The following is a 17,927-nucleotide window of genomic DNA, read 5'->3' on the forward strand; positions in this document are numbered from 1 at the left end:
GAATAGAATGAATATCGAGTTCAATTGATATGTTCTTCTTGACTTAATAAGTTTTAACACCCTTTAAGGGCATTTTTTGATTAGGAATATATTCGTATAAGTTTGAACCCAATACCGTGAATCCCCTCGCATCTGTCCGCTCGATCTACGAAGAAAGCGTGACCCGCCTCATAAAAATGCAAATCCACCCAATGCCTCCATTGTTTGCCTCTCTCATTGAGGGAGCCTGTTCCAAAAAGGGAGCGAAGAGGTGCATACCAAGCTTCAGGGAATAGCCCGCTTTTCTTACTGAACGCTACGCCCTCTGTGGTAAACCTGTATTCAGCAACGGCTATCCCGCCGCCAGCGACGCGCCTAAGGAAAGAGGGAATTGAATCCACTGCTGTGCCACAGTTTGTATCTGCTTGTCTGAGTTGTGCGGGCCGACATTCCGGCAGGGGATCTCGTGATATGAAGGCATAAATTGGCGGCGAGCCAGTTTTTAAGATGCCGCCACCCAGCTTCCGTAGATTCTTCCTGGGTAGACGCTTGCTTGCAGGCGAAGACGTGTTCGCAAGGGCCGAATTCGCTTGCAAGCAAGCTCCCACAAAGGAAGAGGGCCCTATCCCAAAGAGGAGCCTGAAAATGTGGGACAGCTGTGGATTGAATCGGGCTTTTCTCGTGAATCGTAATGAGCAAAAAAAACGCCGCCCGGGAAGGCGGCGTCATAAAACAACGCTCAAACCAGAATCAGCCTACCCGGCAGGCAGGAAATCAATGGGGTAAAGGATCTTGGTTTGCGGCACCCCTTCCTTGGCGCCGAAATTGAACATCTGTACCCGCATGACGATCTTCTGTCCCAGGGTTGGTGAATCAAGATCCGACGATTTCACCCGACATGAAGACACGGAGCCATCCGGTTCGATCACCAGCTCCAACACCATCTTGCCGCGCAAGCTGGGGTTGTTGCGTAGCTCCCGGTTATAGATGCGGTACAGCGCCGATTTGTAGCGATCAAAGACAATCTGGATCTCTTCATCGGTTCGCGACGGACCAGCACCCTTGGACAAGGGACGGGCCGTTTCCTTCACGCTGGCCGCCACCGAACTCTGTACCTGGCCAGTGGACAGACCACTACCACTGATGGCATTTCCGCCGCCGCTGCCAACACCTCCACGGCTAACCGCGCTGGCTGCAGCCACACCGCCACTGCCCCCTGCCGAAGCAGTGATAAGCGCCCTGGAGCCTTCGGCGCCATTGGCGGCGGCAGCCCCTGTGGCCTTGCTGCCAGAGATCTTCGCCTCTGCACCGAGATTAGAGGTCATGGAATCATCCATCAGGTCAGCAAACATATCGCGATGTGCAAGCACCCCTTTGGTCTCGGCTTTCTTGCGAGCCTTCTTCACCTCTTCCGGCTTGGGCTCCTCCTTCTTCGCCACCTTGGGTTCATCCGGCTTGGGCGCATCGTCCTTCTTCTGCTCCTGCTTTTTCTCAACCGGTTTCGGCTTGGCTTTCTCTTTAACCAGCTTTGCCAACCGCTCCGGAATCTCGATTTCCTTGTTCGGGTCAGGCGGCGGCAACGTCCAGATAGCCGGAATCCCCCCCACCAGGAACATCACTGCCAGAGAGACAAGCAGCGCCTTGCGCTGACGCTTTTCGTCTTCTTCCGTTTTGGACCAGGGCAGAAGACCTGCGGCAAAGACCTTTCGATCATCGGCATCACGCTCAATGACAAAGTCATACTGCGCCTTGTCAATTTCCTCGGATACTTCAGCTAGATGAAACTCCAGTTCATTAAGATTGCCCTGATGCCAGGCAATTTTTTCAGCCAGCTCACTCTGGGCCTGATCGAGCACCTTGAGCTCGGCATTGAATTGATCGGCCACACCACGAGCACTGGCTATCTTCTGCTCGTGCTCTGCCTCCGATACCCCTTCGCCCCAGAAAAGTGACGCAGCATCCATTTCATGAAGCTGGTCCAGTGATTCACAGATCACACCCAGCAACTGAAATTTTTGACGCTGCGGCGCCTTTTCCTGCAGCTCGCTTTCAACCTTGTTCAGCTGTTCCTGCAGGACGGCAAGCGCTTGTTGCTCGCTCTCCACCTGTCCCATCAGGTCCTGCTGTCGCTGTGCTAATGATGTATTCACAGGATCTGCCAATCTGGAAATTATTATTTCTGATTAACCGCTAGCGAAATCTTGGTGTACCCGGCAGCCGTGCATGACGCCATCACACGTTTCATGATGCTGTAGTGCACCTTGCGATCAGCCATGATCGTGACTTCGGTACTCTTGTCTTCTTCTTCGGTACCCAGCCCGATCGAGCTTTCACGGATTTCCGTCATCCGATCACGGATCGGCGCGATTATGCCCTTGTCGCTCGCCAGAACATCTTCCATGGAAACGACAGGCTCCCCCTTCACGATCACCTGCTCCGCATTCACCGTCACCACCAGGGTTTCCCTGGGTTTTGTTTCGACAATGGAGTCAGGAAGTTTCACATTCTTCGGCGGCTCCAGCGGGGTATCTGACTGATTCACCAAAAGGTAAAGCAGCAGAATGGTAAAAATATCCATCAGGGACGTCAGATTGAGGCCTGAACCCGCCTTGTTGCCCACTCGCTGCAAACGACGCATACGACGCTGATTTCTCATGGCGCATCTCCTATGGAAATATCCGGAAACAGCACCTCAGATACGGGCGGCGCGTCCTCCTGCTCCTGCCTGTAGATTTTCACCGTGTCCATCACCGCAATCATGTCGTTGTACTCAATATTCGGCTCCAGAAGCACGGTAACGTCTTCCTTCTCCGGATATTTTTCCTTGAGCGCACGGAGTTCAGCGGTAAGGGCGGACAGATCATAGTCTCCTTCCTTGTTGGCAAAGCGATCCGTAATCACTTTGCCATTACTGATCTCCAGCGCGTCTTTACGCACCATGATCTCGATGGTCACCTTCGGCTTGTCAGCCACCTCACCCCCGGAACCCGATGGCAGATTCAGCTCCTGAATGGACACCTGCGAAAAGACCGCCGTTGCCAACAGGAAGGGAATCAACACCACCATCAGATTCATGAACGAAGTAACGTCCAGTTCCGCTTCAGGTAGCGGTTTCTTGTATTTCTTTCGAGCCATGACTCAACTCTCAGCTGGTGGCTTCGGCAGTTTTTCCGCCCGCTTCACCTTCATTGTCTTGTTCACCCTGGCCGGTCTCATTGGACGCAGGCGCGGCCTGATAATTACGACGGGACAGGGTGCTGATCAGCTTGAGCGTCTTCACAGAGATCATTTCCAGGCTGCCCACAATCGCGGCCGTTTTGGAGTTCACCATGTTGAAGCAGACCAGCAGTGGAATCGCTGCAATCAGCCCGAATGCCGTGGTATTCATGGCCATCGCAATGGAACTGGAAAGCAAGGCAGATTTCTCGGCCGGATTAGCATTGGCTACCGCTTCAAACGCAGAGATCAGACCAATAATGGTACCCAGCAGTCCCAGCAGAGTGGCAATGTTGGCAAACATGGAAATGTAGACCGTGCGGGCTTCAAGCTGAGGGGTGATCTCCATCATGGCTTCTTCCATGGCGATCTCGATATCGTCACGACGCCGCACCGTACCCTGCACTTCCAGCCCCATGGTAAGCAGCTGGGCAACAGCAGAGTTACTGTCCTCTACCCGTTTTCTTGCCTTCTCGAACTCACCTTTCACCAACAACGGATGAATATCGTTCCAGGTATTCCGGTTTGCCCGCTCAAGCAGTTTCAACTTGATAAAACGCTCAACGGCAAAGGCCCCACCCAAGATCCCGACGACCAGAATCGGATACATCCAGAAACCGCCATCCTGGAAAAATTTGATAATAACGTTCATGACTTCACTCTTCCTCAGACCCTATTGGTTGATTATTTTCCGCTGTCTTCCTGACTGACCTGGTAGAAATCCAACTCACGCATGAACACCGGCTTATCTACCGGCACCATATCCTCATTGAGGAGATTGGACGTCAGATCAGTTTCCACCCCGATTTCGGAGGTCTTCCAGGGAACGATATAAAGGGATTTGGGTGCATCGTTATTCCCCATTACCGACATCCCGGAAATTTCCTTGGTTTCCTGCTCCGCCTCTTCGGCCTGCACCCAGACAGGTAACGCCGAAATCAGAAAAAAAAGATAAGCAAGTCGCTTCATTTCATTCACCCCCTGCTTATTGCGTTCTCATTTCCAGATCCGAAATCCAGATCCCCACTTCTTCGTCATCTGGCGTAACCGCGCTGTATGCCTGGTACGCATCAAGAGCGCATTGATAGTCCTTCATATAGATATCACAGAGCACACCCAGGTTTTTGTTGGCCAGCGCAAACTTTGGATACTTTCTAAGAATATTTTCGTATACTTCCCGCGCTTCTATAAACCGCCCCTGCTTTCTGAGCAGCAACGCATATTCGTTATTCGCCACCGGGTTATCTGGCTCGATCTTCATTGCCTGTTGCAGCGCCGTTTCCGCCTGCTCAGTGTCTTCCAGTTTCTTGTAGGCGATCGCCATATTGATGTAGGGAACTGCGCTGTCACCGTTCTGCGACACCAGCTTCTCAAGCTGACGAATACCGTCCTGATACTTTTCCTGTTGCAGGTCCTGCATGGCCGCATTGAAAAGCGCATTCTCATCCTGATTCAGGATAATATTTCCCTCGGTACCCTGGGGCCCTGGAGTGGTAGCACAGCCGCCCAGCAACAGGGCAAGGACGACCCCGGCACGGGCCATACTCAACCAACGGAATGACGTCACAGCGCTCATTGCCCCTCCCCCTTGCTCTCAACCACGGCGGCAGTGGCCGTTTGAGTCTGCTCGCCATCTGTATCGCTCTGCGCCTCATCCCCCTGAGCGCCATCACTGTCTGCGTTCACTGCTGCGCTTTCAGAGGTCGCGGCCATGTCACCTTTCGCCATCTCGGTTTCACCGGAAGAGTCAGCCGACATGCTGGCGGCATTATCTGACTCGCTACTTTCTACCGATGCCGCCGTCTTGCTGTCCGGTTCATCTTCCGCCACGGCCAAAGGCTCATTCTCTTCGCTGGCGGGCTCAACATCGGCTGCGACACTATCACCGGAAACGGCCGTAGCGGGATCGGTTACCACCACCGGCAATTGTGGGTTGACCAGGGACTGGTAACTCACGTTATTCACTGTCGTAATGAAACCGCTGCTTTCTTCAAACTTGGCGTAACGTCCGGGCATCAGTGATGCGAGTTTGACAATGCTACGGTCTACCCAGTCGTTGTAGACGCCCCTGTCAATGAAGCCCACATTCTTCTCATGAATATCAATGGCCTTCTCTTCAAAGGGATAGGACTGTTCATCCAGCAAGAACTCGTACTGCTGCATTTCCAGTTCGCTGAGACCATTGGGGCGCTCGGAATCGAGCAGTGAACGGCTGAAGTTGTAATAAATCTCCGCAATATAAAAAGTGGCCGCGGCGGTAACCTCGCCAATCTCGTAGTCCACCAGCTTCCCGAAGGCGGCATTGGTAGCCTTCATGGCATCACGCTTGCGTTTCAGGCTCGCCTGGAACGGCTGGTTCAGTTTCAATGCCGCAAACTCTGCGTACATGGGCTCGGTGATCTTGAGATGGGATGTCCCTGCAAGGTAGCGCATGCGATCAGTGCGTGCTTCCGGAGCCGCCTGGGAATACACGTACACCATGGCATTCAATTCATCGTGATAACCTGCCTGGTCGCCGCGCTTGTCCAGAACGCCAGCAATGGCATGATGCATTTCCATCACCGGCTCACGGGGTGACGGGAAGTACTCAATGAATCGACGGCGCACCAGAATCGCCTTGTCGGTGTTATCCACTTCCATATACAGATCAGCGGCCACTTTCAGTGCTTCACGACGAATGCCTTCATCATCGCTCTCACTTTCAATGCGCTCATACTCCGCCGCTGCAAGCGCCAGCTTGCCGTCCTCGCTATACACCTGCGCCAGCTTCTTGGTGACATCCGCCTGCAGTTCATGGTCCGGGTAATGATTGCGGAATGCGGTGAGCACCGACGCAGATCGCGCCCAGTCTTCCAGCTTTATCAGCGCAGTGGCTGCGTCATAGTCTGCTGACGGGCGCAGTTTCGATTGCGGGGCCGCCTGTCCCACGCGCAGGAAATGCTCCGCCGCCACCAGGAACTCACCCTGATCGTTGGCTTGCTCGCCCTGCTTGTAGATGGATGCCGCCAGATTCTCCACCAACTCCTTCCGTGATGGATCATCCTGGGCCGTGAGGTTAAGCACATTCTGGTAGGCGGCTTCTGCATCGGCATACTGCGCAAGTTCGAAAGAAGAATGCGCCACAATCAACCAGCCGGAATGACGTTCCTCCTGCGGCGCCTGCGGGAACATCTCCAGCATCTTGCGCCCGGTGGTGACCGCGAAGGTGTAATCCTTCATGGCAAAGATATCTTCCAGCGCCGCATTCATGACCAGAGAGGCTTTCTCATGCTCCGGGAAGACCTCGGAGAAACGCAGGGAGCTGCGAATCACCTCACGCTTGACCGGGTCCTTCGCTTCTTCTTCCGCCACTTCCAGATTCTTGCGGTGGGTATACACCGCGGCATAACCCGCCGCAGAGGCCTTGTCATGGGCCGGATAATCATAGGCCGTGCGCTCATACTCCAGCGCCGCCTCGCGGTAAGACTTGTTCTCCAGCAGCAGATCAGCCAGCTGGTAGTTCATCACCGGTGCCTGGTTGTCTTTCGGGAATGAATCCAGGAACTCGTGATACCAGTGTTGCGCCTCCACAAAATGCTCTGCACGCTGCTTGGCAAAGTCCTTGTTCTGATACATGGCGTGGTAGTAGTTAGCCAGTTCAGTCAAGGTGGACTTCAGTAGCGCCAGCACATCCGGATAGGAATCCACTTCAAAGTGCTGCCAGTATGGCGACTTCAGCCCGTAACTGGTGGCGAATTCCTTGTTGGCTTCGATAACCAGCTTGGGGAACCCGCCTTTCTTGTAGATCTCGATGACGCGCATATCAAAGTGCGGCGCCACCTTGTGATAGGGGTTGAGCTCCACAAAGGTCTTGTAGGATGAAGCCGCATCCGCATAGCGACGCTTCTCCAGATAGTGCTCACCCAGATTGCGGTAGATATCTACTTCATAGCTTCTCGCGCCATTCTTCTCGAAGTAGTTCACCACGGAATCCGGGCCGCCCATGGCCGAGAAACTCAGACTGATCACCCGGAAGGTGTCATCAATCCGCTTCTGTTCAATATCGTCATCCGGGTTTTCAAAGTCGTAGCCAATGTTGATCTTGTGATCCAGCAATGCCACGAACTGGTCCATGGCTTCTTCAAGCATGTCCTGCTTGTAGAAAGTCCACCCCAGCTTGTACAGGGCAAGTTCATAGTAGAAAGAGCTGGGCCCCATTCTGGCGATGGTAAGGTAGGCATTCTCTGCATCCAGATATTTCTTCCGGGTAAAGTAGTATTCACCACGGCGGAACTGGATTTCATCAATGTAATCGGAGTTCGGATATTCCGACGCAATGCGGTTCATCACCTCAACCGCTTCATCCACACGACCCAGTTCCTCATAGGCCCGCGTCATCTGGTAGAGCACCTGATCATTGCGCTCATACATCGGGTACTTTTCCAGCAATTGCTTGTAGAGCCCGATGGCTTCCTGCGCGCTCTTGTTTTCCAGACCATTGGCTACCTGGTTTTCCGGTACCGCACCCACAGAGGCGGGCAAATTGGTCTGTGTGGCACGGCTTTCAAAGTCGGATTCCGATTCCCTGTCGCCGATCACCTCCACCCCGGTCGCCGAAACCGGCGCAGCAAGGGTTGCCGTCTCCGGGGCATCCATGGGCGCTGCAGAACCTGCACCTGCAGCAGGCGCTGTCACACCGACGCCCGGACTTTCAAAGGTGCCGTACTCCCGCTCGATCTTCAGGTCAGCAAGACGACGTATTGCCTCCGGCGTCATGGCGGTTTCCGGTGTTTCTTCGAGGAAATTCTGGTAGCTCTGCATGGCCTTTTCGATGCCGCCCTCGATGACTTCATCGGAAAGGTCCAGCTTTACATCTCGCAGTTCGGCAATGGTGCCTTTCTCGGACACCGAGGCACAGGAAGCCAGCAGCACGGACACCGCAAGCAGACCTGAATAGCGCAAGGACATCATGGCTTGTCGCCCTCCCCGTCGTTGTCTTGCGCTTCACTGTCTGGCTTGTCGTTTGTATCCAGTATCTTCTGCTGGGCCGCCTCCTGCTGGGCCTTCACCGCCCGGTCATAGCTTTCCGCCATCGCGAAGCGTGCCTGAATCTGGTACTGATCAATACGGTCACGACGCTGTTTGAGCTCGGTAATTGCCATTGTCTCCAGCATGTGGCCAACGCCTTTCATGAGGTGGGCAACGGTTTCCGTGGCGCGCTCAATTTTGGCCCTGGCCCGGACGATCTGCTGGTTATAGCCTTGATAACTCTGTGTCGCCGCCTGCCGGGTACGGACATAGGAGGCATAAATGCTTTCCATTCGCTCCACATCGGCTTCAAGGGCCTTGAGATGGGTGAAGGTTTCAGTGAGACGGTCCTGATAATCCAGTTTGGTATTCCAATGGATAACACCGCGCAGACGCTTTATACGACGGCGAGCCTCTTCGCCAGCGGCGCTATTATCATTTGCGTATTGCGCTTCCAGCTGATCAAGCTGCATGGACAGGATGCGTTCATCGGCGGTGATCAGCATTTCCGGCTGTGGCGCCACCAGCAGGCGCTGAAGCCGGTCACGGATACTGTTGCGCTGTTCAAGGCGCAACAGAATTCGCGAATCCAGCTCACGGAAACGGGCATCGATACCGGGCAATAGCGGGGCATAGTAACGACGCCGCATTTCGATCAGATCCTCATAGGCATTGAGATCGTTCTGCCAGGCAATCATGCGCCGACGCATGTCTTCCAGATCCAGGTAGTTTTTCAACAACACCTGAAAGTCGTTGGAAGCCATCAAGTCCATCAGATAGTAGGTTTCCGGGGTTTCCGGCAATTCACGAAGACGAATCAGCCAGTTACTGTCCAGCTTGATCTCCTCGCGCACCATGGCCTTGAAAAAATTGCCATTGCGAATGCTTTCGATGGAACTGTTGAGCCGTTGCTTTTCCACACCGAAGGCATCCAGCGCATTGCCGTACAACACTGCGGCTCGGCCATGCATGTCCAGATTGGCGTAGGAGTAAGGCACCCCCAGCAGACTTTCCTGGACCGCCTTGTTGGTGGGATTGCGTTTGAAAAGAATGCTCCAGGGCACCAGGGCGCGGTCATAACGCTGGGCCGCCACATCGGCCCAGCCCGAGCCCAGCAGCGCCTTGTTGGAGAACGGGCCTTCCAGCCGCACCCGATCCAGATACTGCTTGGCTTCCTGGGGCTGCTCGGCTTCGAGCAATCGGTAGCCCAGCACCAGATTGGCCTTGTCACGAATCCCCAATGAAGGAGCATCATCCTTGCTGAACTTGATCTGGCCGGTTTTCTCAAGTTGCGCCAGCCCTTTCTTCTCTTCACCGGAGAGAATCAGGGCAATGCCCAGGTTGTAGCCGGCAAAGCCTTCAAAGCCTGATACTTTTTCCAGCTTTTCAAGGATCTCCACCGCCTCACTAAAGCGCCCATTGACGGTATAGATCTGCGCACGCAACAAGCGTTCATCATCACGCACACTCTCGGGCACTTCCCCTTCGATGCGATCGATGGTGTGCACCGCGTTCAGCTTTTCCCCTTTTTCATAGTAGATTCTTGCCAGACGGTAGGCCGCTTCATTCTTGACCTGCTGATCCACATCCCCTTCCAGCACTGCCTTGATGGCACGCCCGGCCTTCCTGTGCATACGGTAGGAGAGTTCAAAATCCCCAACCGAAAATTTCGCGGTACCGGCATGAATATGTAACGGATCCAGGTGACGCTCATCCACCCGATGGTACTGTTCCAGTTCCGCATCCAGTCGGGAAATAGCGTCAAAGTACAACCCTTGCTGGGCGTAATAGAACGCCTCCCCCAGGAACAGGTCCCGGGGTTGCTGACTGGAGGTGTCGTCAGCCCAGGCCGGCACCATGGCGCACAGCCCGAACAGCACAAGTTGACGGAGAGCCATGGATTAGCGGTCTTTGAAGTTGATGGTATTGCCCGATTCGAACAAGGTGATCTCGAGCAGGCGTGGTCCCTGTTCCTTGGTGAAAGCGTGACTGGCGGTTTCCTGGAAATCCTTGCCGGTTACGGTCACTTCTATCTGGTGCTCACCGGCCCGGACGTTCCCGGTGTACAGGCGCTGCACACCCCCCTCCTGCAGGGCCTCCAGTTCTTTGTGGGTATAGACGTGATGCATCACATCTTCGCCATCCACCCGTATTGCCATGGAATCCACTCGCTGATCCTTGTCAGCGGCCATGGAGACAAAAACAGATACCTGGGTATTGGAGGGATAAATCAGTTTCTCTTCGAGCTGTAACAGCTCAGTGGAGATAGCCAAAACATCCTGTTTGATGTCCTGAACCTGCTCATCAAGGCCCTTGATCTTTTCACGGGACACCTCATCCGCTGCGCTCGCCAACTGGGATACCAGCAACAAAAAAGCCAGCGCGCCCCCCTTGAATATAGCCAACATATCTTTTCCGGATATCACTCCGCCTCATGTTCTTTCGGCGTATGAGATCACGGGGGCAACCACCAATTCCTCCGACTGGTGCTCATTTTACTAAGTTAAAGGTATTAGATATGGATGCAGAACAAGAACCTACAAGCCATCTTTAATGCAGCACTTTCACGTTAGCCATTTACCTTTTTTCATGGCGACATACATGCCGTTTCGTACTGTCGTAAGCGCCACTCATGCTCTCGGCGCAGAAGAATTGTGACGCCGGTCACTCAATGTAGAGCCTTCCAAGCCGGCTCTGCCTCAGCCACAATGCCGTCAGTCATTCGGAACAAGACCGCCATGAACCTTCACCTCAGTGATTCAGTTTCCATTTTCAAGCGCGCTGTTCGCTTGTGGCTGGACAGCAATGCAGGCAGCTACGCCGGTTCTCTGGCCTTTTTCACCCTTTTTTCGCTGGCCCCGGTCATCATTCTGGCGGTCAAGGTCACGTCCCTGGTGATGACCAGCGATGCCGCCATGGCAGAAATCCTCGCCCAACTGGAAAGCACCGTGGGCCCCGCCGCCACCGACGAGATCCGCAATCTGATTGCCAAGACCGAGTCGCCCAGCCAGGGGTTACTCGCCGGCGCGCTCAGTCTGATGGTCATCATCATTGGTGCCACCACCGTGTTCGCCCAGATGCAACGCTCCATGAACACCCTCTGGGATGTGGCACCTCGCCCCTCACGCAACACCCTTATCGCGCTGATCAAAAGTCGCCTGTTGTCGCTGACGGTGGTCATCTCACTGGGCTTCGTGCTGATGGTGTCACTGCTGCTGAACGTGCTGGTCCATTCATTGATGAACTACGCCAGCCACTGGTTACCCTTTCATGGCAGCCTCGCCATCGGCATGGAAATGCTGGCATCGCTACTGGTAATCAGCCTGTTGTTTGCCACCATGTTCCGGGTGTTGCCAGATGTGGTTCTCGCCTGGCGGGATGTGTGGCTGGCCGCCCTGATCACCGCCATCCTGTTTTCCATTGGCCGCGCCCTGATTGCCATCTACCTGACCTATACGGCTACCGCCTCCACCTATGGCGCTGCCGGTTCCCTGGTGGTGCTGCTGATGTGGGTCTATTACTCATCCATGATCCTGCTGTTTGGCGCCGCCATGGCACGGGCCCTGTGCGAGTATCGCCAGGTAGAAGTACGCCCGCGCAGCACTGCTGTTCGCGTACGCCGAGAACTGGTTCACTGAGGTTTTTACAGCCCTGTCCGCCAAGGCCGGGTATCCTTGGCGTTTACCCGCAACACCACCATGCTGCCTGGAGAGTGCATGTTCGCCGTACGTCTGCTACCCCTCGCCTTTCCCATTCTGTTGTTGGCCCAGCCCGCTGTAGCAGCGGAGACTGGGGAAACCCTCACCGAGGAGGGATTTCGCCAGTGCATCACTGAACTGCAAGCCGACGCCATCGCCACAGGCCTGCCAGAAAATCTGGTGAAGGAAAATCTGGCCGGCGTCAGACTGAATGAAAAGGTAATCGAGCTGGATCGCAGCCAGCCGGAGTTCACCAGCAGCTTTGCCGACTATTACACCCGCCGGGTCAGTGACACCCGCGTGGCCACCGGCCGCGAACGCTACCAGGAACTGCAGCCGTTGCTGCGCGAACTGACTCGCACCTACGGCATTCCCGGCCACTATCTGGTGTCATTCTGGGGCCTGGAAACCAACTACGGCGGCTATCTGGGTTACATTCCTACCCTGGACGCCCTGGCCACCCTGACCTGCGAAGGGCGCCGCGGCGCCTATTTCAAGGGCGAGCTGTTCAATGCCCTGCGCATTCTCCAGGCCGGTGATGTGGACCTGAAAAACATGCAGGGCTCCTGGGCCGGCGCCATGGGCCAGACCCAGTTCATGCCAGCCATCTTCCTGCGCTACGCCACCGACCACGACGGCGATGGCCGCCGCAACCTGTGGGGCAGCCGTGAAGACGCTCTCGCCTCTGCCGCCAACTTTCTGCGTGACCTGGGCTGGCAAGAAGAAGAACGCTGGGGCCGGGAAATTTCTCTGCCCGATAACTTCGACTATGCCCTCACCGGCCTGGCCGTGAAGCGTAGCCTGAAAGAATGGTCGAGTATGGGCGTGCGCATGCCCAACGGCAGCGCCCTGCCCGCCGCCGACATGGAAGCCTCGGTAATTGTGCCTTCCGGCCATAACGGTCCGGCCTTTCTGGCCTACCAGAACTTCCGGGTGATCATGGGCTGGAACCGGTCTGTCTCCTATGCCCTGGCAGTGGGACGACTGGCAGACCGGATTGCCGGGGCCGGCGAGTTAAGCGTGGCACCGGTACCCGCTCCCCGCCTTGACCGGGGGCAAGTCACCCGCCTGCAGCAGACCCTCAACCAGCTGGGGCATGACGCCGGACCGGAAGACGGCCTGCTCGGGCCGGGCACCCGCAAGGCGCTGGCCCGCTACCAGCAAAGCCAGGGCATGGTCGCCGATGGCTTCCCCGATAAAAACGTCCTCACCCGGATCGGGGTACTTGCTGACCAGGATTAAACCCCTGTTTCACCACAGAGGGCGCAGAGTTCACTGAGGCATGAGATAGAGACGGCACTGCGGGAAACAGGGACAGACAAGGACCGGCCGAAGGCGATTTCCAATCTTGATGAGGGAACGTAGCGTAGCGAAGTAACGCACGGAGTGCGGCCCGAAGGGTTAGCGAAGCGAATAACTTGCTTGCAAACGAAGCCTTTCCCAACCGCACGAAAAAATGCCTGGCGCGCAAGACACCCTCTAACGCAGACGCCCTCTAGAAAGTAACCAGGTTCCCACGGTACAGCTGTGCCGACTTTGTGTGTTGCATGCCAGCCTGATGCGGTCGCCCTGCGACGCCAGGATCAAATGCGCTTTCACCTCAGCGTTCAAGAAAATCAGCCCCCTCAGTGATCTCGGTGTTCTCTGTGGAGAAAAAGCATTTACCCCCACCCGGGTTTTATCCGTCACAGGCCCGTGGCATTCTCCTTGTACACCCGCACCGGAGTCTGTCATGCGCCCTGTCACCACGTTACTGCTTACCTCCCTCGCCCTGTCTGCCTGTGCCGACAATGCCGCCACGCTGGCACCTCAAAGCAACAACGACATTCGCGCCAGCGAAATCACCGACGGCCTGCATCACCCCTGGTCACTGGCGTTTGTCTCCGACAGCGAATGGCTGGTCACCGAGCGGCGCGGAACACTGCGGCGCATTGTGGACGGCGACCTGCAGGACAACGCAGTGACGGGCGTTCCCCAGGTGGTGGCCTCTGGTCAGGGGGGGCTGATGGACATGGCTCCTCATCCGGACTTCGCCGACAACCAGCGTCTTTACCTCAGTTACGCCAAACCCTGCGGCGATGGCGGCGGCACCACCGCAGTGGGATACGGTATCTATAAAGACGGCGCACTGAGTGCATTCCAGGATGTGTATGTGGCGGAAGCCTCCTGCACCAACACTGCCAAACATTTCGGCGGCAGAATCCTGTTTGATAATGAGGGTTTCCTGTTCCTGACCATCGGCGACCGCGGCCAGCGCGATCGGGCCCAGGACACCAGCGACCCGGCTGGCAGTGTTGTCCGCCTGCATGATGACGGGCGCATCCCTGAAGACAACCCCCTGGCCGGCCAGCAGGGCAAGGCTGGAGAAATCTGGAGCTGGGGCCATCGCAATCCCCAGGGGCTGGCTCTGCATCCACAAACTGGCAAGCCCTGGCTCAATGAACACGGCCCCCGTGGCGGTGACGAAATCAATGCCCCGGAACCCGGCATCAATTATGGCTGGCCAGTGATCACCTACGGCCGCGAATACTACGGGCCCAGCATCGGAGACACCGAAAAGAAAGGCTATGCCCAGCCGTTACTGCACTGGACCCCGTCCATTGCCCCCTCCGGCATGGCCTTCGTCACCAGTAACCGCTATCCGGATTGGCAAGGGGATATCGTCAACGGCGCCCTCAAACTCACCCACCTGAACAAGGTCAGCTTTGACGGCAAGACCGCGACCAGGGAAGTGCGACTGCTCCAGGATCGCGGTGAACGCATTCGCGATGTGCGCCAGGGACCCGATGGGTATCTGTACCTGCTCACCGACAGCAGTAACGGCAAGCTGCTTAGACTCGCGCCGGCGGAATAGGAGAGGAGTTGAAAGTTCAAAGTTTAAAGGCGCGAGGCCAGGACGATGCCATTCCTCAAGCATTTGGTTCCGCGCCTCAGCTGCAGTGGGTTGAAATTCGGGATGGCAGGAAAGCCTTTGTGAGAGATTCTGTTTTTATGAAGAAATGAAGTCTACGTTCAAGCGAACAGCGCGAAGTGATGAGGCATGAATTCGGCAGAGCCCGTCACCGCGCCATTCAACTTTAAACTTTGAACTTTCAACTCACCCCGAAATCCTGAGCACCACGCCTCTTCAAAACCCCACGGATGTCACCAGCTGAAAACTGTTCTCGCTGGTAAGTCGGTCATCATCGGTGTAGGCGTATTCAAAGGCAAAACGAATCGGGGTGCGATGGAACAGCAATAGTTCCGCATCCAGGCCCACAATGGCCTGGTTCAACGCCAGTTCCGCAACACCGAAGTCGATATCGTAATGGCGATAGCGCAGATGCAATGCCTCGCGCCGCAATGACACCGGCGATTTGAAGGAGTACCAGGGCAGGTTGATGACCTTGGACAGGCTCGCCTCCCCGAACGCCACTTGTTCAGCATAGTAAGTATCATCCAGTGCCGGGATGACCACCCGCGAAGGATCTTCGGCGAAAAAGTCCTGGCTCTGATCCAGCTCCACCCCGCGTCGCTGGAACTGGCTGATATCCGCATTACTACGGGAAAACTGGCCACGCGCCCCCACATAGAACTCTGCAGGAAGATCCGTCATCACACTCAAGGACATGCCCTGGCTGGTATCGTCACGGTCGTCTACCTGGTAGCCCGTCAGCCCGAAATGCTTGTTGGGCAGGTAGCTGTTGCCAAAGCGGGTGGTGCGACTGATCCCCCACTGCACGGCCAGCGGCTCACGTTCATCCAGGTGGTAATCCTGGTACCAGGTACTGGCAAGCTCACTGTACCAATATCCCGATTGCAGTAACGGCAAACGCAGCTCCGCACTGAGGCCATGGTTGCGAGCATCTTCAGGAGGCGTCTCCCGATCCAGCTGGTCGTCCAGCACCCAGTACTGCTTGATGCCACCCAGCAGGAAGAACTGACTGTTGCGATAGCCCACACCGGCAAGCTGTGTAAGGTCTTCATCCCGGTAGCTGAACAGGGACAATTCATTCTGCTCCAGCGGATCCGCAAACCTCAGCTGAACATTATAAAGCGTGTGCAGATCAGTCTCGTCTTGCGGTGTAGTGTCGTCATCTTCTTCGGCATACAACGCCAACGACAGATCCGTCGCGCTGTAACGCATCGCCGTCAAGGCATGGTAGCGACGATCCAGATTCAGTGCTGATGGTTGCCTTTCCTGATGGAGGTTTTCCGCCGCATTGTCCTCATGGTCCCAGCGCAACGCACGAACCGCAGGCGCTTGCGGACGCGGCTGCAACGGCTTCAGGTAATAACCGTAATGATCCGCCTGGATGGCCACCGCCAGCACCTGCTCATCATCCAGCAGGCGGGCCGCGACAATATCATCTTCCGCCAGCACCCGACTGACCTGGTTACCCGCCAGGCGGAACAGTGTGGAGCCCTGCTCGCTGTTGGCCACGAACAGTACCCTCCCCTGGCTATCCACATCGGCGATCACCCCGTAGTAACCCTGATACGCATACAACGCTGTACGGTTACGGTAGAGAGTACGCAGGGGGCCATCCTGTACGAAGTAGTAAAGGTCATCGCCATGCACTTCCACCGAGGAATTCACCTGGGCGTAAAACGTTTCCCCCACATACAGTTGAGGCTGATCATAGGAACTGGCCACATCGAAATAGACCGGCTCACCTGCAGCGGTATAGCCCTGAATGATCCGGCCACGTGTGTCGTCATTGAGGTAGGCGCTCTCACTGTAGAGCCCCTGATAAATTCGCCACGGTGAACTGTAGCCACTGGCCATGGACCAGGTGTCCCCGTCATGGCGAAACAACTTGCCGGCCCGATAGGTGGACCGCTGCTTGTCGAGACTGGCGGTGTGCCGGTTCAGCGCCACATGAAACGGCGCTCGCACATCCTGCGGGCTGGCCAGGAAGAAGATCTCGTCCTCATCACTATTGAGGGCCGTGAAGTGCTTCGAGGTGAGTAATGGTTTTCCCTCGGACATCACCGCCAGCGCCGCCTGCTCTACTTCATGGGTAGCCCAGTCGGCGAAGGTGTTGTCAAAGTTGTTGCCAATGGCGGCTCGCAACGGCGCATTGGTCACCAGTGGCAGATACCAGTAACGCGAGCGCATCTTGAAGTAACGGTTGGTGGCATCCAGGCCGTACTGATCGGCAAGAAAATACTGATAGTGACTGCCCAACACATAACTGCTTTCCCCATAGGGAAAATACAGTGTCTGGTTATAGGTTCGCGCCGGCGTCAGGTAGCCCGCTTTTGCCTGGGCGTGAACCAGGGCATCAAAACGGCCGCTGTACAGTCGCCCGCCGTTGCCATGGCGGGATTCATTCAGCACCGCATTACCCTCCAGCATGAAGGAGGACTCGAACATGTTCGGCACAATGGCGGGAATCAAAGGGGTCATCAGGGAACCATTGCCCAGCACCGAATGCAGGGTACTGGAGACTGGGTTGTCCTTGGCATTGAGCTGATAGTTATGGGCAGTTTCATGAAACAGCAAGGTGTCCAGCCAGGAGGTGGTGGCAAAATAATCCACCGCGGCCGCGCCGCCCATGTAGTTGATTTGACGGTTATGGGGAAACTGGGTGGAGAAGCCATTGGCGATCTGGTTGTTATCGGAAATCAGCCCCACGTAGAGCGGCGAGTCCATGCGATAACCAAAGGTCGCTTCATAATCTGGCTGCAGGTGCTGCTCTACACCTGCTGCGTGCTCGGCAAAGTCCTTGTTCTGCTCGGTGAAGATCAACTCGGTGTTGCGCACTGTTGCCTTGTAATAGGGCTCATCGTGGGGCACCACCGTCTGGTTGCGCTGCACCAGGGGTTCAGCCATGGCAACCAGCGGCAGCAGGGGCAGTCCCCCTGCCAACAACCACACAGCCTTCCTTTTCGTTCCCATTATCTTTATCACCCCGGTTAACACAGGCGTCATATAAGCAGATCCGTCCTCATCACACCATTACACAGATTCACAGACTTCACGGTTTGATAACCAAGCCCCACCGCATACCAACAGCCTTGCATGTTCACATTCTTTACCCT

14 protein-coding genes are annotated in these 17,927 nt (G+C 55.8%); 4 read left to right on the forward strand and 10 right to left on the reverse strand.

Features of this window, described 5'->3' with window-relative positions; translation table 11 throughout:
• Window positions 1–734: 734 nt before the first annotated feature.
• The 9 genes from HF945_RS13970 to HF945_RS14010 are packed head-to-tail and all read right to left on the reverse strand — an operon-like array spanning window position 735 to window position 10,610.
• Complete coding sequence (locus HF945_RS13970; protein ID WP_290523177.1) at window positions 735–2,129, reverse strand: AgmX/PglI C-terminal domain-containing protein; 1,395 nt, start codon at window positions 2,127–2,129, stop codon at window positions 735–737.
• 23 nt (window positions 2,130–2,152) lie between these two features.
• Window positions 2,153–2,635 (reverse strand): biopolymer transporter ExbD, encoded by a 483-nt coding sequence (locus HF945_RS13975; protein WP_290523178.1) that lies wholly within the window; start codon window positions 2,633–2,635, stop codon window positions 2,153–2,155.
• A complete protein-coding gene (locus HF945_RS13980) occupies window positions 2,632–3,114 on the reverse strand; it encodes a biopolymer transporter ExbD (RefSeq protein WP_290523179.1) in 483 nt (160 codons plus the stop codon). The genes HF945_RS13975 and HF945_RS13980 overlap by 4 nt, the downstream gene beginning before the upstream one ends.
• Before the next feature lie 10 nt (window positions 3,115–3,124).
• Window positions 3,125–3,847 carry a MotA/TolQ/ExbB proton channel family protein gene (locus tag HF945_RS13985; RefSeq protein ID WP_290523180.1) on the reverse strand — a complete coding sequence of 241 codons (723 nt, stop codon included), beginning with the start codon at window positions 3,845–3,847 and terminating at the stop codon, window positions 3,125–3,127.
• A gap of 32 nt (window positions 3,848–3,879) precedes the next feature.
• Window positions 3,880–4,164: a hypothetical protein gene (locus HF945_RS13990; protein WP_290523181.1), complete on the reverse strand. Its 285-nt coding sequence runs from the start codon at window positions 4,162–4,164 to the stop codon at window positions 3,880–3,882.
• Window positions 4,165–4,180: 16 nt separating this feature from the next.
• Window positions 4,181–4,771: a tetratricopeptide repeat protein gene (locus tag HF945_RS13995; protein WP_290523182.1), complete on the reverse strand. Its 591-nt coding sequence runs from the start codon at window positions 4,769–4,771 to the stop codon at window positions 4,181–4,183.
• The gene (locus HF945_RS14000; RefSeq protein ID WP_290523183.1) at window positions 4,768–8,145 is read right to left on the reverse strand and encodes a tetratricopeptide repeat protein; all 3,378 of its coding nucleotides are present in this window, start codon (window positions 8,143–8,145) and stop codon (window positions 4,768–4,770) included. The genes HF945_RS13995 and HF945_RS14000 overlap by 4 nt, the downstream gene beginning before the upstream one ends.
• Window positions 8,142–10,100, reverse strand: coding sequence for a hypothetical protein (locus HF945_RS14005; protein WP_290523184.1), 1,959 nt, complete (start codon window positions 10,098–10,100; stop codon window positions 8,142–8,144). Before HF945_RS14005 ends, HF945_RS14000 begins: the two co-directional genes overlap by 4 nt.
• A gap of 3 nt (window positions 10,101–10,103) precedes the next feature.
• Window positions 10,104–10,610, reverse strand: coding sequence for a hypothetical protein (locus HF945_RS14010; RefSeq protein ID WP_290523185.1), 507 nt, complete (start codon window positions 10,608–10,610; stop codon window positions 10,104–10,106).
• 300 nt (window positions 10,611–10,910) lie between these two features.
• Between HF945_RS14010 and HF945_RS14015 the strand changes: the two genes are divergently transcribed.
• From HF945_RS14015 to HF945_RS14030, 4 genes are all read left to right on the forward strand, one after another.
• Window positions 10,911–11,840, forward strand: coding sequence for a YihY/virulence factor BrkB family protein (locus HF945_RS14015; protein WP_290523186.1), 930 nt, complete (start codon window positions 10,911–10,913; stop codon window positions 11,838–11,840).
• 78 nt (window positions 11,841–11,918) lie between these two features.
• Window positions 11,919–13,142, forward strand: coding sequence for a lytic murein transglycosylase (locus HF945_RS14020; protein WP_290523187.1), 1,224 nt, complete (start codon window positions 11,919–11,921; stop codon window positions 13,140–13,142).
• Window positions 13,143–13,632: 490 nt separating this feature from the next.
• Complete coding sequence (locus HF945_RS14025; protein ID WP_290523188.1) at window positions 13,633–14,754, forward strand: PQQ-dependent sugar dehydrogenase; 1,122 nt, start codon at window positions 13,633–13,635, stop codon at window positions 14,752–14,754.
• Between the two features lie 8 nt (window positions 14,755–14,762).
• On the forward strand, window positions 14,763–14,903 hold the full coding sequence (locus HF945_RS14030; protein WP_290523189.1) for a hypothetical protein: 141 nt from the start codon (window positions 14,763–14,765) through the stop codon (window positions 14,901–14,903).
• A gap of 124 nt (window positions 14,904–15,027) precedes the next feature.
• Here the strand turns inward: HF945_RS14030 and HF945_RS14035 are convergent, their stop codons facing one another.
• The gene (locus tag HF945_RS14035) at window positions 15,028–17,784 is read right to left on the reverse strand and encodes a hypothetical protein (RefSeq protein WP_290523190.1); all 2,757 of its coding nucleotides are present in this window, start codon (window positions 17,782–17,784) and stop codon (window positions 15,028–15,030) included.
• Between the last annotated feature and the right edge of the window lie 143 nt (window positions 17,785–17,927).

The sequence above is a fragment of the Alcanivorax sp. genome, from assembly GCF_017794965.1.
GTDB lineage: Bacteria > Pseudomonadota > Gammaproteobacteria > Pseudomonadales > Alcanivoracaceae > Alcanivorax.